Raw genomic sequence first — 19,028 nt, 5'->3', positions numbered from 1 at the left:
GTGTCGGTGGCACGGACGGTGCTCTCTACGGTGGGGAACATTTTCTTGACGAGTATGCTGGCCTATGCGCTGAGCCGGAAGGAGTATGTGCTGCGCAAGCAGTATACGTTTATCTTGATTCTATCGATGTACGTGAGTGCGGGATTAATACCGTACTACTTTTTGATTCGGAGTCTGGGGCTCATCAATAGCTTCTGGGTGTACGTGATTCCCGGGTTGGTGAATGCCTTTAACTTTATTGTGATCCGGACCTACATTGGGACGATTCCGGATAGTCTTGTGGAATCGGCGCGGATTGATGGGGCGGGGGATTTCCGGATCTTTTTGCGGATCGTGTTTCCGCTGATTACGCCGGTATTGGCGACGGTGGCCCTGTTTGTGGCGGTAGGGAACTGGAACGCCTGGTTTGACACGATGATCTTTGCGTCAGGGCGGCAGGAACTGTCGACGTTGCAGTATGAGCTGATGAAGTTCCTTGCCTCGAGTCAGAACCAGGCCCGGAGCGCGGCCGACGTCGGGGCCATGGGGATGGCCAAGGACTATGCCGCCAGCATCGTGACCCCCGCCAGTATCCGGGCGGCCATCACCGTGGTTGCGGCGGCCCCTATCCTGGTAATCTACCCCTTCCTGCAGCGGTACTTCGTCATCGGTCTTACCGTCGGTGGGGTAAAAGAATAGCAAAGGAGGATGTGATTATGAATCAAAAATGGAAGATTGGTATTATTCTTTTTCTTACCATTGTTACCCTTCATCTCGGGGCTCAAACCTTTAAAAATGAGCTTATTCTTACCAGTGATTTCGAGGATGGTAAGGTTGGCAAATGGGGCCCCCGGGGTACTGAAAAGGTGGAAGTAACTACCGAGGTCGCTAAGGGCGGTAAATATTCACTTAAAATCAGTGAGCGAACGAAAACCTGGAATGGACCCATTCATGTGCTTACGGAGAAGCCGGTTCCTGAGGACACCTATATCATTACTGCCTGGATCTATTACAAAGAAGGTCCCGCTCAATCTGGTTTTGTATTAAGCGCTGAACGTTCTTTCCAGAATGAAAAGCAGGATCATTCGTACACCAATGTGGCTTCTTTCCTGGTAAAACGGGGAGAATGGACCCAGGTAAGTGCGGAGTACAATGTTCCGAAGGATCCTACCCAGAAAACCATTTGGTTCTACTTTGAACTTCCCTATAAGGATGATGCTTCAGTTACCGCGAATGATAAAATCACCTTTTATATCGACGATGTAAAGGTGGAAAAGCTGGACCCCGCCGCAAAACCAAAGATTGAACTCGGTATTCCCAGTTTGTATGAAACCTTGAGCAAATGGTTCTCTGTGGGTGCTGCGGTAGAACCGGAAGACGTTGAGCCTTCTACTCAAAAAGCTCAACTTATGATTAAACATTTTGATACCATGGTTGCTGGAAATGCTCACAAGATGGACTCGGTGCAGCCAAAAGAAGGGCAGTTCGATTGGAGCCGGGCCGATAAAATTATAGAATTTGGCGAGATGACAGGAATGCGCCTTCGGTGGCACACGCTCGTGTGGCACAATCAGGTTCCTGCCTGGTTCTTCCAGGATCCAAAGGATCCCAACAAACCTGCTTCAAAGGAACTTTTGAACCAGCGACTTAAGACTCATATTCAAACGGTAGTTCGTCGGTACAAGGGGCGGGTGGAATCCTACGATGTGGTGAATGAAGTTATCTCTGATAATGGAGGTCTACGGACCGGTGCAGAGGGTTCAAAATGGTATCAAATCCTGGGCCCCGAATATATCGAAAACGCCTTCCGCTGGGCTCGAGAAATAGATCCTAACGCCCAGTTGGTAATTAACGACTATAATCTGGAAAGCAATGCCCGGAAGCGGCAGGATATGTACAATCTCGTGCGGGACTTAAAACGAAAGGGCGTTCCTATCGATGCGGTGGGTCTCCAGATGCATATCTCTATTAATTATCCTTCTATCCAGGAAATCCGGGAAACCATCAATCTGTTTGCTTCCCTCGGGGTAAAGGTGATCATTACCGAACTTGATGTTTCTATCTATGACAATCCGAGTGAACCGAAAAAAAACATCACCAATGATATTCTCTTGCGGCAGGCCCAGCGGTATAAAGAACTGTTTGATCTTTTTAAAGAGGCGGCGAACAAGAAACAGTTGGACACGGTGGTTATTTGGGGATTGACCGATGATGGAAGCTGGCTGAATAACTTCCCTGTCCCTGGACGGACCAATGCTCCCCTCTTGTTTGACAAACAGCTTAAGGCAAAACCGGCCTTCTGGGCCATTGTGGACCCCAAAAAAGTCCCGGGTCTTCGGTAAAAACGTATTGTTTAAAATAGACGGCATGGGAACTACAGCTCAGCCCCGTGCCGTCGGTGGAAGCTAAAAAATAGGGGAGGTTAGGAAGAAGGCTCCTACCCTTTTGGGCTGCCCAAACCTTTGGGCAGCCCTTTTTTGTGGGGTCTGTGTGGCCTGTGGCTCTTATGAACTAAAAAAATTCCGGGGTTTCAGATTAAAAGCCCTTTAGCCTCCCGCATCGGTAAAACTCCCGATAGGAAAAAGAGGAAAGCTGGCCTATCCTATATTTACGTTTTACAAATCTTTGTAAAGGAGGATTCTTATGAAGCGTTTTGTGTTTACTCTGGTTCCGATGTTGCTAGTGCTTGTCTTCGCAATCGGTTGCGCTAGCACAGAAAGTGCCGCACCAGCGGCGCCTGCCGCTCAGGCTGCCCCTGTGGAAAAACCCACTCCCCAGCCCTGGACTATCGACTTTGAAGATGGAACTACCATGGGTTGGGCTGGTAACAATGCTACTGCGGCGGTAGCGAAAGACAAAGTCCACGGTGGCACCTACAGTATGCGAGTTGCGGCTGGAGATGCGGGATGGAAAACCGCCTGGTTCTATAATTGTGGCGATAAAATCCTGGCAGATGTTCCCTATTCCTATTCAGCCTGGATTTATCAAGAAACGGGAAAGAATGTGAAGTTTAATATTGTAATTAAAACTACCATGTCTTCTTATAAGCGAGCTGTGGATAGTGCAGTGGTTTCCTCCGGTGTATGGACTGAAATCAAGAATGATTCTTTTGTTTTATCTTCTGATGCAGGGAAGCCTCAGGATATTTATATTGAGCCCGAAACACCTGGTATTGTTTTCTACGTCGATGATATTGCCATTCTTCCCAAATAAGAGGTAGAAAAATGAAAAAGCCCCTGCTCGCAGGAATAGTACTACTTCTATTGCTGGCCTCTTGTCAGAGCACAGGGCCAAACCAGGGAAAGGAGCCTACGGTGAGTACCCCTAAGAAGTTATGCGCTCTTACCTTTGACGATGGGCCTGACCTTGTAAAGACCCAACGGGTGTTAGATAGACTTGCCCAGCACAGGGTGGTGGCTACCTTTTTCCTGGTAGGATCACGAGTTACGGATCAGACAAAGCCCCTCTTGCAGCAAATGGTCGCTATGGGGTGTGAACTGGCTAACCATAGCTGGGATTATGATAGTTTGAACACCGTTTCGGCAGAGGTGGTGCAGCAAAAATTTACCAGAACCCAGGAAGCGATTAAACGAATCGCCGGGGTGGACGCGAAATTCTTTCGGCCACCGAACCTGGCGGTAAGCCAGACCATGTTCGACGTAATACCCCTGCCCTTTGCAGAGGGAGTCCTGGGCTTTGATTGGGCTGGCTGTGGCACCACTGCTCAGGACCGGGCCCAGAAGGTACTGGCCGGTATGGATGATGGAGCCATCATCCTGCTCCATGACGTGCAGCCCGATCCTCATCCTACCCCCGAAGCGCTGGATATCCTGATCCCTGAACTTAAAAAGCAGGGATATGAGTTTGTAACCCTTTCGGAACTCTTTAAACGAAAGGGGATTGATCCAGCATCTCGGAAGGGGAGCATGTGGAAGTACGTACGCTAGTTGCTTAAGGAAACACTGCCGGCCCAGGCCGGCAGTGCTTGTTTGGGAACGGCGGAAATTAGGTTCGTGCCAATTCTTACCGCTCCTAGGGTCCCGAATGACCTTGGGACCCTGCGAAAACAAAAAAACTGAAAGGAGCAACTATTATGGAACAGGCTGTGCATCAGCAGAGTTACTTTGAACGGCTTGGGTATAGCCGGGAGGAAATAGACCGGCGCGTCAGCGAGGCCTGGCATACCCTCTTTGAAGGCCCCGCGGACGAGCGGATCTATTTCGAATCCGGGCCCGATATGGGCTATATGCTTGATACGGGCAACCTGGACGTGCGGACCGAAGGTCAGTCCTACGGTATGATGATGGCGGTCCAGATGGACAGGCAGGACGTGTTTGACCGAATCTGGAAGTGGACCATGACCTACATGTACCTTACCGAGGGACCCAACGCGGGCTACTTTGCCTGGTCCTGTCATCCCGACGGACGACGCAATTCCAACGGCCCCGCCCCCGATGGGGAAGAGTACTTTGCCATGGCCCTCTTCTTTGCATCCCACCGTTGGGGAGACCGGGAAGCCCCCTTTAATTACAGCAAACAGGCCCGGGACCTTCTTGCCCGCTGCATCCACAAGGGCGAACAGGGAGACGGCTGGCCCATGTGGGAGCCTTCAAACTATCTTATCAAATTTGTCCCCAACTGCGATTTTACCGATCCTTCCTATCATCTGCCTCATTTTTACGAGCTCTTTGCCCGCTGGGCCTACCCGGAGGACCGACCTTTCTGGCAAAAGGCTGCAGCAGCAAGCCGGGAATTCCTCCCCAAGGCCTGCCACCCCGTAACGGGTCTTGCGCCGGAATATTCCTATTACGACGGACGCCCCAATTTTTATAACGACCACGGTGATTTTTACAGCGATTCCTACCGGGTTGCCGCCAACCTGGGACTCGATGCCCTCTGGTTCGGCAGGAAGGCCTATCAAAAGGACATAATCGATAAGATTCATCGCTTTTTTGCGGATAAGGAACCGGAAAACTATCACTGGTATAAAATAGACGGGACTGCCCGACCTGAACCGGCTCTGCACCCCGTGGGGCTCATCGCTACCAATGCCATGGGAGCCCTGGCCACCGAAGGCCCCCTGGCAGAAAAGCTGGTCCGCCTTTTTTGGGAGACGCCCCTCCGACTGGGAAACCGCCGGTACTACGACAATTGTCTTTATTTCTTTGCCCTGCTTGCCCTGTCGGGCCGCTATCGGATATACGAACCCCGGTCGTAACCCCATCGCGTATTCTTTTGTGCCGGCGTTGTCGGGTAGTTACCGGTGGGCCTGGGACGGGGCCCCCAGGGGAGGGGCCCGGTTTCCCCCGTGTCCCGACGATTACTGTGGTGCGGAAGAGGGACCCCGGTCCCTCTTTATTTTTTCCCCCTAGGGGGGTCGTATGAATTCCTGGAGAAGCTGCCCTGGCTGGTGGCGCATATTTTTATTGTCTGGAGCATTTTTATACTATTTTCATGCAACCATCACGCAGTGTTAACCTTACCATGATAAAAATCTTCCTTAGTTCTGTATGGTAAGGAGGATGTGCGGATGCTCAGAAAGAAAATCGTTTGTATGGTGATAGGAATGCTCCTGGCTCTGGGGGGCTCTGGTTTTGCTCAGGACCTGGTGATTCTTGCAAGAGACGCCATCTGGAAGTATGAGGATTCCGGAACAGATCTGGGCAGCGAATGGAGAAAAGGGGAGTATCAGGATAGTCACTGGAAACGGGGGCGGGCCCCTTTAGGGTTTGGGGACGATGTTTCTGAAACGGATCCTACTATTCCACTGGCAACCTCCGTTGGGTTCGGACCGGATCCTCAAAATAAACATATGACCACCTATTTTAGAACCACGATTGAAATCCCCGAGTCTATCCAGAAAGCCCAGGGGGTAGAAGTATACATCCATGTGGACGATGGGGCGGTGGTGTACCTCAATGGGACAGAGCTTTTTAGGCGGGGGATAAAAGAGGGCGAACCGGTTACCTTTAAAACGACGGCCAAATTCAAACCTAAAGAAGAAACCTTTGTAGTACCCGCATCTCTTTTTAAGCCGGGGAAGGCCGTGATTGCTGCTGAAGTGCACCAGGATGGAGGGGATAGTTCGGACCTCTGGTTTGAACTCGGTCTTGTTGCCAAAGGCATTGGGACCCCCGCAAAAGTTTCTGAAACCACGACGACCACCACCGGTACGGGATTGGTCCGATTCATTCCCGATGCTGCCGCCCCGCGGGGAATCGTCACCAGGGTGGTTCAAACCCTGGGGAGTGATTCTGCCCGCACGCGGGCCTTTACCTGGTATACCTCCTTTGCTTCTGGAAGAAGTGATGTACAGATAGTGGAAAAGAAGGGCAACACCCCCAACTTTAGCCAGGCAAAAACCTTTACTGGTCGGCTGAAACCTTCCTACAATAGCGAAAACGAACTGGTGCATATGGCAGAAGCGACGGGTTTACAGCCCGGTACCACCTATTGGTATCGTGTCGGAGATGCTTCCCTTAACCTCTGGAGCGAGGTCGGTACTTTTACCACCGCTCCTGAAAGGGTGCAGAAATTTAGTTTTATTAACCTGGCGGATACCCAGGCAAAGACAGAAGAGGAGGCAATCCTCGTGGCCTCTACGATGGCAGAGGCGGTGAAAACCCTTCCTGCCGCAGCGTTTATCATTCACAATGGGGACCTTATTGATACGGGACGAACAGAACAGCAATGGGGATGGCTTTTGGGGCATGGGGCGGCGGTTTTCAGAAACTATCCCGTCATGCCTGCCGCAGGTAACCATGAGGAAGATCCCTACGCTCTGTATGAACATTTTAATCTTCCTGTCCCAAAGGGGGCAGAAACTAAAAGCGGCGTCTATTATTCCTTTGATTACGGGAATGCCCATTTTATTGTGCTTAATACCAACGAGGATAGCGCGGAATGGAATAATAGTACCCCCGCTCAGATTGCCTGGTTACGGGAGGATGTGGCTACAGCCCGTAAACGGGGAGCCACCTGGATAATTCTTACACTCCATAAAGGTCCCTATACGAGTGGGAACCATGCGACGGACGAAGATATTGCGGGCCCCAATGGGGTACGTACAAAAATGGCGCCCCTCTTTTCTGAGTTAGGCATAGACCTGGTGTTCCAGGGACATGATCATACCTATTCTCGAACCAAACCAATTGGCGGGGTGGTGTATGTTACCCCTGCGACCGCAGGCCCTAAGGCGTACTACAAAAACACTAAGATAGATCCTTCCTACTGGGAGAATTTTGTGGTAGCCCCCGAACATCCGGCCGCAAAATATGGGGTTGACCCCGGTAATGCCGGAAGACCTGTGCGGGGCGTCGTGCAGCACTTTATGGCTATCACCGTCGAAGGGAAAACCCTGAAGGCCACCACCTGGGAGATAGATCGGAAGAAGGGGGGAGCCCCTACCATTATAGATGAGTTTATCATGCAGAAGAGGTAATACCTCTGCTATACAGAAAATAAGAACGGTCCTGTTGGACTAGTTCCAACAGGACCGACGGGCCAGAGTGAAGGAGGAAAGAGCCCTTTTTCAAAGACTATTTTTACCTTTATATTTTTTATTTAGAAGTCTCTTTTATCATTCAAAGAAAATCTTATCCCTTAACAAGGCTAAAAACCCAGAGCTTTTTAATAGCTGGTTATCCCAAAACCTGCAGGGAAGGTCGGGTTTTGGGAATCGTTGGGAAGGTCCTCCTTGGATGTATATACCGCTTCCTGGCTTGATGGAATTTCCATGGGAAGAGTTCCTCGGGGCTGGATAGTCTTATCCTGTACTCCATTTCTCATCTGGAAAACCATATCAAGCAAAGCCTGATCGGTCATGCCAAAATCAGCGGCGAGCACATCAATGTGATCAAGGTAGTCGGAAATAATAAACGGACGATACATGGAAACCACCAGGATAAGTTTGAGGGTGGGATTCTTTTTCTTTACAGCAATGGCGGCTTCGATAGTCTGGGCTATTTTCAACGCTGCTTCGTTGTTGGCTTGTGCAGTAAAACCACGGCTTGAAGCAGTGGAAGGAGTCAGAGAGGGACCATTCTTTTCAAAATCGTAGACCATAATCGGATCTTTGTAGCTTAAGGGTACCCCACCATCAAAGCCAAAATAATAACCGTGGCGTGCACTTACCCGGACGATAGCATAATCGGCCTTGGTGATATCACTGGTGGCAGCAAAATTGGGAACCTTCGTAACATAGTCTTCAATAGCCGTATCATTAAGCCCATCGTAATACACGGTAATTTTCCCATCCCCATTTTGATCCACCGTTTCTTTATCAAGGGGAAGGATAGCTTCGTTGTTTTTAAGTAAGGTGAATGCCCGCATCATGGCCTCGTGAGCTTGTTGGGTGAAACTGTTTACAATTTCTGCTGCTTTGTTTTCATCTACGTAGGGATTTTCAAAAAGACCAGAGGCAAAAGTGACTTCGAGTACTTTTTGTGCGGCCGCTGCAATGTCCTTCGGAGTAAGGGTTCCTTCGCTAAGCCCGGCTTTCCAGACCGCCGCAGGGCTGGAACCCATCCCAATCTGATGGCCTCCACATTCTACATACCGTTTTATCCTTTGTCCGTTAGTCCAGCCCTCAGTTCCCCAGGCTTGGCCGGCAGTCCCATCGTCCCGGTTAAGAACTACCGCGGACCAGTCGGAGGTAACCATCCCATTCCATCCAATTTCTTTTCTGAGAATGTCTTGCATAAAGACCATTGAGTAGTGGGAACTGACTTGTTCAATAGCTTTACCTTTATACGTTACATCTTTGAAAATGCTATAGTTAGGCATGATAGAAAGGGGCTGGCTGGCCTGAATTACTTTTTTCATAATTTCGATGTGTTCTTCTAGATTATTCCCTGGGAAAACGTTGTATTTCCCTGGTGCACTGTGGCTATCCATTCCTCCCTGATTTGCCCCACCTCCTGGATAATGTTTCAGAGTAACGACGATGCCACTAAAAGGATTAACGCCCTTCTCTTTCCCTTGTAATCCTTGAATGTATGCGGTTCCTAAAGTGACCACCCGTTCATGAATGGCCCCGAAGGTGTCGTATACCCGGGACCACATGGGTTCGGTGGCAAAGTCAATCTGGGGGCCTAACATCCAGCGGATCCCCAGGGCCCGCAATTGAGCTGCATGCATACGTCCGATTTCTTTCACATAGGCTGGGTCATTAATGGCGCCAAGCCCCAGCACGAGGGGCCAGTCGGGAATTTGGGGGGCCATGTTTTGATGTGCCAGGGAGGTACTTTCCATGTTATTGGCAGCCCCAAAAATAGGGTCGGTGGTGATAAGTACGGGGATCCCAAAAGGTTCCGACTCGGCTAAAGCCTGGATCTTATTGACCTTTCGGGCAATAGCGGTAGCGCTGATGTTTTCACCGGGCCATCGCATAATCGTATATCGGGAAAACTCTTTTACAATAGCTTCGATTTCGTGGGTTCCCAGTTCGGCTTCTTCTGTTTTGGGAGCAATACCACCTGCCGCAAAACCTCCCCACATGTATTCTCCCAAAAGACCAATCTGTTGATCTGTCGAAAGACGAGGAACTAAATCAGCAGCCCGTTTAGCAGGAGAAAGCCGCCAATCTTCGTAGGGGTCCAGCTTTCCGTTGTTGTTTGAGTCCTTGAATTGCCATTTCCCCACGGTGAGCACTTTGACGCTCCGGACTCCGATTTCTGGTTGTACGAGTTTCCCATCAATGAAATAAGCACTTTCGGTATATCTAGTGCCACATGAGATCAGTAGACCTAATGCAACAATACATCCAAACGATACCATAATTCGTTTCATATAAATTTTCTCCCTGTTGTTTCTAGGGCCCCCAGTTCACAAGAACTGGGGTTTATGAACTCCCTTATCTAGTTACCGTAACCATAGCCACCCATGGATGCGTAATTCAGACCGTACCCAATTTCGTAGGTTTGTCGAGGAGTATCGCCTGCCACATCTTCTTTTTGCTCCAGTACGGCCTTGTCATCCGCGGGAATTTCGATGGGAAGTTTCCCCTTTGGCTCTATACCATCCTGCCAGAATACAATGTCCAGGAATGCCCGGTCGGTAGCGGCAAAATCGAGGTACAGGGCATCTACCTGATTTACAAAGTCTGAGACGATTGGTGGTCGGGAAGCGGTAATCCCCACCACAACCTTAAGGCCCGGATTCCGCCGTTTTGCAGCTAACGTTTTATCGATGATAGATTTACTTTCTTTTCCTGCAAGATAGGTCATATAGCCTTGTCCTATAAAGCCTGCCCCTCCCACCTGGCTCCAATCGCTAAACGTCCAGGGACCAAATTCACGGAAGGCATCGCTGCTTTTTTCAAGGACCGGGACTTTTTTGTCGGTGTATCGCTGGTTTTCTCGATCCCATACAAGGACCGGGGTGTCCCACGAAAGGGGAGTGCCCCCTTGGGTACCGAAGTATGTGGCCCCTCGACTAAAGACTCGAACCACAGCGATGTCTGCCTTTTCGATAGCATCCACAAAATTGACGTTAAGATACTGGGTTTCGGTAGAAAAGGCTTTGGTCTTGGACTGACCGCTGTCCTGATCTGGATAAGCTGAATCAAAATATACATCTACCTTACCGTTTTTATTCCGGTCAACCGCAGCAATGTAGTCCTGATTAGTTCCGAGAACAGGCATAAGAGCAAGCCCTGGGGCTACATCTTTATTTTCCGCAAGAACTATGGCCTTGCTCATGGCTTTTCTTCCTGCTGCAAGCCGTAATTGCATTGACTGTCCATTGGGATCCCAAAAAGCTCGGGCTTCGTTCAGGTCTACGTAAGGATTTTCAAAGAGTCCCAGTTTAAATTGAAGTTCCAGGGCTCGCTGGGCTGCCGTGTTGATCGTCTCTTCGGTGATAAGCCCCTTTTGATAGGCCTCTTTCCAGAGAGCGGTCATGTTTGCTCCCCCATACTGGTAGGTCCCCGCATTGAGCATTTCCGCCAGAATAGCCGGGCTGTTCTTAATCCGTTCGTGTCCCCAGTAGGCCCTATCGGCGATAGCCCAGTCAGAGACGATTGCTCCATCAAAGCCTAGTTTGTTTTTAAGCAGGTCCGTCATAATGGTTTTAGAAAAGGCTGACCCCTCGTCGATGGGATTTCCATCTACCACATCTTTATATGCAGGGACATCCATGATGCTGTAACACGCCATCACTCCTGCTACGTTGGCTTTAATGGCTGCTACGAAAGGTTTTAGGTGCTCTTCTACTTTGTTCCCCGGGAAAACACTGTAACGCCCCGCATAGGTGTGACTGTCCATCCCTTGTTCTACCGAACCTGAGCCGGGGAAATGTTTAATAACCGCCGCAATTCCCTTGGGACTAAGGGTCTCTCCTCCCTGGAGAGCCTTGACAAGCACCGAAATATGGGCTGCTACCACATCTGCATTGGCATGGATGGTATGCTGAATCCGGGCCCAGCGGGGTTCAGTGGCGAGATCTGCCTGGGGGCCAAGTAGTACATGGTGACCCATCATGCGAAACTCCTGGGCCACGGTTTTACCGAATTCTTCGGTGGTGGCAAGATCATCCAGAGCTCCGAGCCCCAAGTAATAGGGCCATTGGGAAAGACGAGCTTTACCTAATTCATCACCCGTCCAACCGGCATGGGAAGGATCGGAACTGATAATGAAGGGAATACCCCATTTGCTGCGTTCTGCCAGCCCCTGCAGGTTATTGTTGTATTTAATTTCGTCCAGAGGTTCGAATTCGAATTGATTATTACCGTATCGAATACCATCATTTATTACTGAATAGGCCATGGACGTACTTGCCCCCGTAGGGGTTGTTATTTTTTCTACAATGGTCCCATCACTGTTTAATCCCTGAATACCGTAGTAATAGGAACTACCATCATCGGATTTTGTCATATTGCTTATCCCTGAACTACCATTCCAGGAAAGAAGTCCTAGTTTTTCTTCTACCGACATCTTTTTGATAAGATCTGCAGCCCGTTCGCGGGCAGGAAGCCGCCAGTCCTCGTAGGGATCTAATTTTTTGTTACCATTGGAATCTTTAAAGATAAGTTTTCCTTTTTTTATTATTCCCTTTGTTGTTCCTACCTTTAGAATAGGTTCCGTACCTTCTTTGGGAAGATCCTGATTAGCCGCGAGATATTCTTCATACGTTACGATTCGGGGTTGTTCCTTGTAAATACTCTGTTTAAAAGGGTCCCCACCACAGGAAATTACTATCAATGATACGAGGGCAATCATTGATAGAAAAAATCCGATGGCTCCTAATTTTTTTTGCATAAATTCCTCCTGATATCGTCTGAATTTTTAAAAATCCTACCATAGAACTTTTTTCCCGCATATAAACAATACGTTACGGGGCAGAAACAATTTGTATGGGATTCTTTATAAAAAAACTCTTGCGTAACAAGCCATTTTCATCACAATTATTATGAAGAACTCATAAGAGATTTTTGGGGGGTATATCCCATGAGTAGTTATTGCTCTTCGCAAAGCAGAAGAGGGAATACATTGATTTTTCAAGGTTCTTATAAAGGAGTTCTATGAATACCAGAACGCTTCGGTGTTTTATCGAAGTTTATGAGAAAAAAAGTATCGCCGCTGCTGCTAAAGAGGTGTATATTTCTCCCCAGGGTTTAAGTAAAATTATCCGGCAGCTTGAATACGACCTGGATACGGAACTGTTTTATCGGGGAGCCCACGGAATGGAACCTACCGAGGCGGCAGAAGTTCTGTATGCCCGGGCCCGACACATTATTTATCTTCTAGATGATATAAAGAAAGAGATTAGTATCCTGGGAGGAAGTAAGACTGCCCTTCATATGGTGATAAGTTTCTCAGGGAGCCTGGCTGTTCCCTATGAAATTCTTCAGCGTTTCATGGAAGTACAACCCCAGGTTCAACTTAAAATCGATGAGTATCCTGATGAATATCCTATTAATGAACTCTTTCAAGATGAAGCCGATGTGGGAATTGTTTTGGGTCATGAAGGAATAGCCCATTGTACTTATGAAATTTTAGTTCCTGGTAGAACGGTAATCGTTGCGAAAAAAGGGCATCCTTTAAGTGAGAAAAAAGAGCTATCAATTCAGGATTTACGGGATGTAACGATCATTCTTAAAGCTACTGAACCAGGCCGGGACAATCCGTTACAGGAAGCCTGCGAGAAAGCGGGTTTTTTGCCCAAAATATTGTATGTTTCGGGTAATTTGCTTGCGGCCCGTCGGACCTGTAAGCAAAGTCTTGCGGTAATGGAATCGGTAGATCTCATTGAAAAAGTTTCCCCCGATGAGGATCTAGTAGTAATTCCCCTTAAAGAAAAAATTAGCCGGCCCATTTACTTGGTAAGCCGGGAACGGGATATTCAAAATCGGGCGGTAACGCTGCTGCAGAAATTTTTACGGGAGAATGTTAAGCGATGAGCAACCTTCGGTATGAGCAGATTATTCGTCAGTTAACAATAGATGAAAAAATATCACTCTTATCGGGAAAAGATTTTTGGCAAACCAGGGATATTCCCCGACTCCATATTCCTAGTATTTATTTGGCTGATGGTCCCCATGGGATTCGTCGACAGGCAGTAGCTGCGGAACGGATGGGACTGAATAAGGGGATTCCCGCTACCTGTTTCCCCACAGAAGCCACCGTTGCCAATAGCTGGAATGTAGAACTGGGAGAAAAGGTTGGAGCTTTCCTGGGAACCGAAGCGGTAAGCCAGGGGGTAAGCGTTTTACTTGGGCCGGGTATTAACATGAAACGAATACCTCTTTGTGGTCGTAATTTTGAGTACTTTAGTGAGGATCCCTATCTGGCAGGAAAAATGGCTGCCGCCTATGTGCGGGGAATCCAATCAAAAGGAATTGCTGCCTGTGTTAAACATTTTGCCGTATCAAATCAGGAATATATGGCCATGAGTATTGATGCGGTTATTGATGAACGGACCCTTAGGGAAATTTATCTTACCGCCTTTGAGATCGCCGTAAAAGAAGGGGGGGCTCGGGCATTAATGTCCGCTTATAATAAGGTGAATGGAACCTATGCAAATGAGAACCTGCACCTTATGCGGGAGATCCTGCGAGATGAATGGGGATTTACCGGTTGTGTTATTACCAACTGGGGCGGGAGTAACAATCGGGTTGCGGCCCTTATTGCTGGTAATGAACTTGAAATGCCCGGTTCTCATGGCGATAGTGATGCAGAGATAAAGCAGGGTTTACTGCGGGGAGAAATTCAGGAAAGCCTTATAGATGAAAATGTGGACCGCCTCTTGGATCTAATCTTTTCTACAGCCTCTGCGGCTCGGGAACCTCAATTTGATTTTAATATTACCCAGCACCATCGAATTAGCCAACGGGTTGCAGAAGAGTCTATCGTCCTTCTCAAGAATGAAGGGGGAATTCTCCCTCTCAATCATACAACCAAAGTAGCAGTCATCGGGAATTTTGCGCTTTCTCCTCGTTATCAGGGCTCTGGTTCTTCTCAGGTAAACCCTACCATACTGGATACAACGCTCCAGTGCCTGGATGAATCGGGTATTACGAGTATCGGATTTGAGGAAGGTTTCGATCGGTATGGCCGTTTTTCGGTAAAGAAAATAGAGCGGGCCTGTCGGCTAGCGAGCCGAGCTGATGTGGTGTTGTTGTATTTGGGATTAGATGAACTCAGCGAAACCCAAGGCATTGACCGGAGCCATATGCGACTTCCGGATAATCAAATTCAACTTCTAAATGCTCTGCATGAGGTAAATCCCAATATTGTGGTAATTCTTTCCTGTGGTTGTGCCATCGAAATGCCCTGGATTGGAAAAGTAAGGGGCCTTCTCCATGCATATTTAGGGGGGCAGGCGGTAGCACGGGCAGTGCTACGGGTGGTTTCGGGGGATGTAAATCCATCGGGGAAGCTGGCCGAAACCTATCCTCTTCGATATGAGGATACGCCGGCGTATTATTACTATCCCGGCAATGGGCAGACCGTTGAATATCGGGAAGGTCCCTATATTGGGTATCGTTATTATGATACGGCGAATATTCCGGTTCTTTTCCCTTTTGGGTTTGGATTAAGTTATACCACCTATGAATATACGGACCTTAGGGTTGAGAACGATGGGGTTTCTTTTACGCTTACTAATACTGGGCAATATGCAGGTATGGAGATAGCCCAGCTTTATGTGGGAAAACCTCAAAGTAAGGTCTTTCGTCCCCGTAAAGAACTGAAGGGCTTTATTAAAGTGTTTATCAATCCTGGGGAAAGTAAACGGGTTCATATACCTTTTGATGATAAGACGTTTCGCTATTATAACGTTGAACACCACGCCTGGGATATCGAACCAGGTGAATACTCCATACTGGTAGGTTCCTCGAGTCGAGATATACATCTTGTCTCATCATATGTGATTAAAGAGAAATCTCTTTGGAGGGAAAGAGGGCCTTCTTCAGCGATAAGTAGTGCGCCCCCTTCTTTTAGTGAGGTGCTTCCTTCATATTTTTCTGGTCACATCCGTCAGGTCCCGGAAAACGAATTTGAACACCTTATTGGAAGAACAATACCTCAACCGCAAAAAATCCGGGGCTCTATTTTTACTTACGAAAATACTATTTCCCAATGTCGCTATGCCCGGGGATGGCTTGGCCGCCTCGCCTTTTGGATTATCCACGGGGCGTACCATGGGCTTCGCTGGATTGGTCGAAGGGACATGGCAAATCTTATCATGATGTTTGTGTACCATCTACCATTTAGGGGTATTGCCCGTTTTACCGGGGGAAAAATAACCATGGCCATGGTAGATGGGTTGTTAGATATCGCTAATGGACATACCCTGCGCGGAATGTATCGTTTTATTCGTGGCTGGTTACGAAAAAAGCGATGAACGCATACCCAACTAATTGTTGAGGTGCTTCAACCACAAGCTGTTGGACAGCAGAAAAATTCCCATGATATAGTGCTATCCCAGAAAAGGAAAAAACCTATTACGGGATGGCCTGCAAAAAGATGTGCTGGCTCTTACGGTGATAGGTACTACCGGTGTGTATGACGAGGTTTATCGGTGAAACAGACAGCAAGTACTTTTACAGGCCTAACAGATATGACAGTGCCTAATGATATTGCAAAACTGGTAGCCCAATTATCCCTGGAGGAAAAGGCATCTCTTTTGTCGGGTAAGAATTTCTGGGAAACCATGGATATTCCTCGCTTAGGTATTTCCTCTCTGTTTCTTGCTGATGGTCCCCATGGGATTCGAAAGCAACAGGCCGCGGCGGATCATTTGGGCCTCAATGTGAGTGTTCCCGCTACGTGTTTCCCTACGGCAGCCACGATCGCTAACAGTTGGGATGTGAAGCTGGTAGAACAGATGGGAAAGTATCTTGGCGTCGAAGCCCGTTCCCTGGGAGTAAACGTCCTGTTGGGACCAGGGATTAATATTAAACGGAATCCCCTCTGCGGAAGAAATTTCGAATACTACAGTGAAGATCCCTATCTTACTGGCAAGTTGGCTGCAGCTCTTGTACGAGGTATCCAAAGTGAAGGTGTTGCGGCCTGCGTGAAACACTATGCGGTTAATAATCAGGAGACAAACCGCATGGCTATCAATGCGATTGTTGATGAGCGGGCCCTTCGGGAGATTTATCTTACGGCCTTCGAAATGGTCGTAAAAGAGGGGGCCGTTCAGACCCTTATGACTGCCTATAATCGGATAAATGGGGTTTATGCTAACGAACATAGCTATCTCCTTCGCCAGATCCTCCGTGAGGAATGGGGTTTTACCGGTCTCGTGGTAACTGATTGGGGGGGGAGTAACGACCGAATCGATGGACTTCTTGCTTCAAGCGATCTTGAAATGCCAGGAACGAACGGTGAATCGGACCGAGAACTGGTTGCCGCTGTACAAAGCGGTAGAGTCGCTGAATCATATCTGGATGAAAGTGTATCTCGTCTTCTGTATCTTGCTAAGAATACGAGCCGAATTCCTGAAAATAATCATGAGATTTCCTTTGATGTCCGGGCTCATCATGAAGTTGCTCGCCATATTGCAGAAGAATCTATCGTTCTATTAAAGAATCAAGGGAATCTCTTACCTCTTCAAAAAGGACAGCGGGTAGCAATAATAGGTGACTTTGCCCGCTCTCCCCGCTATCAAGGTGCGGGATCTTCAAATGTAAATCCTACCCAGATTTCGACCCTGTTAGGTGCGGCACAGCAAGCCGGTATTCAACTTGTAGGCTTTGAACCAGGATATGAACGATACGGCAAGAGGAATCAGTCTCTCCAGAAACGGGCGATAAATTTAGCGAAAAAGGCCGATGTGGTCCTGCTCTGTATTGGGCTTGATGAAGCCAGTGAAGCGGAAGGCCTTGATCGGCCTCACATGAGGCTGCCTGATAATCAAATAGAGTTATTGGGTGCCCTACAATCGGTAAATCCCGCGCTGGTAGTGATCCTCTCCTGTGGGTGTGCCGTGGAAATGCCCTGGATAGGGACTGTCCCTGCGGTACTCCATGCCTACTTGTCAGGGCAGGCGGGAGCAGAAGCGATAGTCAACATCATTACGGGGAAAGTGAACCCTTCGGGGAAATTGGCTGAAACCTATCCCCTGCGATACGAAGAGGTCCCTTCGGCCACTTTGTTCCCTGGGAAAGAGGCCACCGCTGAATATCGAGAATCCCTTTTTGTGGGATACCGATATTTTGATCGTTTCCCGGAAAAGGTACTGTTTCCTTTTGGGTATGGTCTTAGTTACACCTCTTTTTCTTATCGGGATCTTCAGATTTCAGAGGAGGGTGTAAGCTTTGTTATTCAGAACACCGGTAGATGGGATGGTAAGGAAATAGCTCAACTATATGTGCGAAAAAAGGCTTCTTCTCTTTTCCGACCTGAGAAAGAACTTAAGGGGTTTATAAAAGTATTTATCAAAGCGGGTGAAGAACAACGGGTTTTTATACCCTTTGATGAATATACTTTCCGGGTATTTGATGTATTAAACAAAACCTGGTCGGTAGAAGAGGGGGAGTATGAAATTCTTGTCGGTGCATCGAGCAGAGATATCCGTTTGCGAGGGAACTGGTATAAAAAAGGTCACATGGTTTTATCTCCCTGTGATCCGGCATCTCTTATTTCATACTATACCGGTGATCCCGCTCGGGTAAGTCGAGAGGAATTTCAATATCTTATGGAGGCCCCTCTTCCTTCAGATCGATGGGATAGAACCAGATCTCTTTCCTATAACGATACGGTGGCCCAGTGCCAGTATGCCAAGAGCTGTTTTGCCCGCCTGGTCTTCCATATCATTGATTTTTTGCCACCCTTTTTCCGGAAGATTGGTATGCGCAATCAGGCGAATCTTATCATGATGTCCTTTTATTACATGCCTTTTCGGGGTATTACCAAGATGATGGGGGGAATGGTGAATCGTGCAATGGCAGAGGGACTCCTTGTTATTGCAAATGGCCACTTTTTTAAAGGGATTAAACACATCGTAAAAGAATATATCAAACTAAGGAAGGCTGGTTATGCAAAGTACAGAACATAAGAAATCCCTTTCTTTTATTCAGGGACTTGTGTGTGTCTGGAAAGAATTTGGGGAGAAACATCCAGGGCTGGTTCAGTTTTTGGTGTTTTTTCTGCTAAGTAATGGGGTTACCCTGTTCCAGATGCTCCTTATGCCCCTGCTAAAGGGTCTTTTTGAAACCACAAGCCTTGTGGCGGTTAACTTTCAGATTTGGCCGGTAGGGAAAAACCTGGATGGGTCAACGTACTATATTTTTAATTATCCCGCCGGCTCTCTTGCGACAGGCGGAGGTGGAGGTCTCGCCTATTTCCTAGCGGGTACCAAATTACCATAGCTATTGCCCAGGTCATTAATTTCTTTGCCCAGCGCAACATTACATTTAAATCAAACAGTAGTGTCTGGTGGGCTGCCTTTTGGTACCTGGTTGCCTATGTGGCAATTACTATTGGAGCCGCGGCGGCTCAGGGGATATACAAGGTACCCTTGTATACGTTTTTAATTTCTTCCCTTTCTCTTGGTAAGGTGGGAGAAACCGTAGCAGACTTTATTACTATGGTAATTAATTCGAC

General features: G+C 48.1%; 12 protein-coding genes. 10 read left to right on the top strand and 2 right to left on the bottom strand.

The features are described 5' to 3' along the window. From C5O22_RS07875 to C5O22_RS07850, 6 genes are all read left to right on the top strand, one after another. Positions 1–678, top strand: a 678-nt coding sequence (locus C5O22_RS07875) for a carbohydrate ABC transporter permease (protein ID WP_132780672.1), incomplete at its 5' end; no start/stop codon positions are given. A 17-nt stretch (positions 679–695) separates the two neighbouring features. Further along, a complete protein-coding gene (locus tag C5O22_RS07870; RefSeq protein ID WP_132780671.1) occupies positions 696–2,321 on the top strand; it encodes an endo-1,4-beta-xylanase in 1,626 nt (541 codons plus the stop codon). A 301-nt stretch (positions 2,322–2,622) separates the two neighbouring features. Beyond that, positions 2,623–3,192: a carbohydrate binding domain-containing protein gene (locus tag C5O22_RS07865; RefSeq protein WP_132780669.1), complete on the top strand. Its 570-nt coding sequence runs from the start codon at positions 2,623–2,625 to the stop codon at positions 3,190–3,192. Between the two features lie 11 nt (positions 3,193–3,203). Next, positions 3,204–3,926, top strand: coding sequence for a polysaccharide deacetylase family protein (locus tag C5O22_RS07860; protein ID WP_132780667.1), 723 nt, complete (start codon positions 3,204–3,206; stop codon positions 3,924–3,926). Between the two features lie 146 nt (positions 3,927–4,072). Then, the gene (locus tag C5O22_RS07855) at positions 4,073–5,197 is read left to right on the top strand and encodes a family 8 glycosyl hydrolase (protein ID WP_132780666.1); all 1,125 of its coding nucleotides are present in this window, start codon (positions 4,073–4,075) and stop codon (positions 5,195–5,197) included. Between the two features lie 312 nt (positions 5,198–5,509). After that, complete coding sequence (locus C5O22_RS07850) at positions 5,510–7,420, top strand: purple acid phosphatase family protein (RefSeq protein ID WP_132780664.1); 1,911 nt, start codon at positions 5,510–5,512, stop codon at positions 7,418–7,420. Positions 7,421–7,608: 188 nt separating this feature from the next. Here C5O22_RS07850 and C5O22_RS07845 read toward each other — a convergent pair whose 3' ends face one another. Beyond that, on the bottom strand, positions 7,609–9,768 hold the full coding sequence (locus tag C5O22_RS07845; protein ID WP_132780663.1) for a glycoside hydrolase family 3 protein: 2,160 nt from the start codon (positions 9,766–9,768) through the stop codon (positions 7,609–7,611). A 68-nt stretch (positions 9,769–9,836) separates the two neighbouring features. Beyond that, positions 9,837–12,236 (bottom strand): glycoside hydrolase family 3 protein, encoded by a 2,400-nt coding sequence (locus C5O22_RS07840; RefSeq protein WP_132780662.1) that lies wholly within the window; start codon positions 12,234–12,236, stop codon positions 9,837–9,839. Positions 12,237–12,499: 263 nt separating this feature from the next. Here C5O22_RS07840 and C5O22_RS07835 point away from each other — a divergent pair, with 263 nt between their 5' ends. The 4 genes from C5O22_RS07835 (at position 12,500) to C5O22_RS13605 (ending at position 18,793) form a co-directional block, all read left to right on the top strand. Further along, positions 12,500–13,378 (top strand): LysR family transcriptional regulator, encoded by an 879-nt coding sequence (locus tag C5O22_RS07835; RefSeq protein WP_132780661.1) that lies wholly within the window; start codon positions 12,500–12,502, stop codon positions 13,376–13,378. Beyond that, positions 13,375–15,822: a beta-glucosidase gene (locus C5O22_RS07830; RefSeq protein WP_132780660.1), complete on the top strand. Its 2,448-nt coding sequence runs from the start codon at positions 13,375–13,377 to the stop codon at positions 15,820–15,822. Before C5O22_RS07835 ends, C5O22_RS07830 begins: the two co-directional genes overlap by 4 nt. Before the next feature lie 177 nt (positions 15,823–15,999). Beyond that, the gene (locus C5O22_RS07825; protein WP_207895363.1) at positions 16,000–18,480 is read left to right on the top strand and encodes a glycoside hydrolase family 3 C-terminal domain-containing protein; all 2,481 of its coding nucleotides are present in this window, start codon (positions 16,000–16,002) and stop codon (positions 18,478–18,480) included. Next, complete coding sequence (locus C5O22_RS13605) at positions 18,461–18,793, top strand: hypothetical protein (RefSeq protein ID WP_207895362.1); 333 nt, start codon at positions 18,461–18,463, stop codon at positions 18,791–18,793. The genes C5O22_RS07825 and C5O22_RS13605 overlap by 20 nt, the downstream gene beginning before the upstream one ends. Positions 18,794–19,028: the final 235 nt, after the last annotated feature.

It is taken from the genome of Treponema sp. J25 (genome assembly GCF_004343725.1).
Classification (GTDB): Bacteria; Spirochaetota; Spirochaetia; order Treponematales; family Breznakiellaceae; genus J25.
This window is presented reverse-complemented; position numbering and strand designations above follow the sequence as displayed.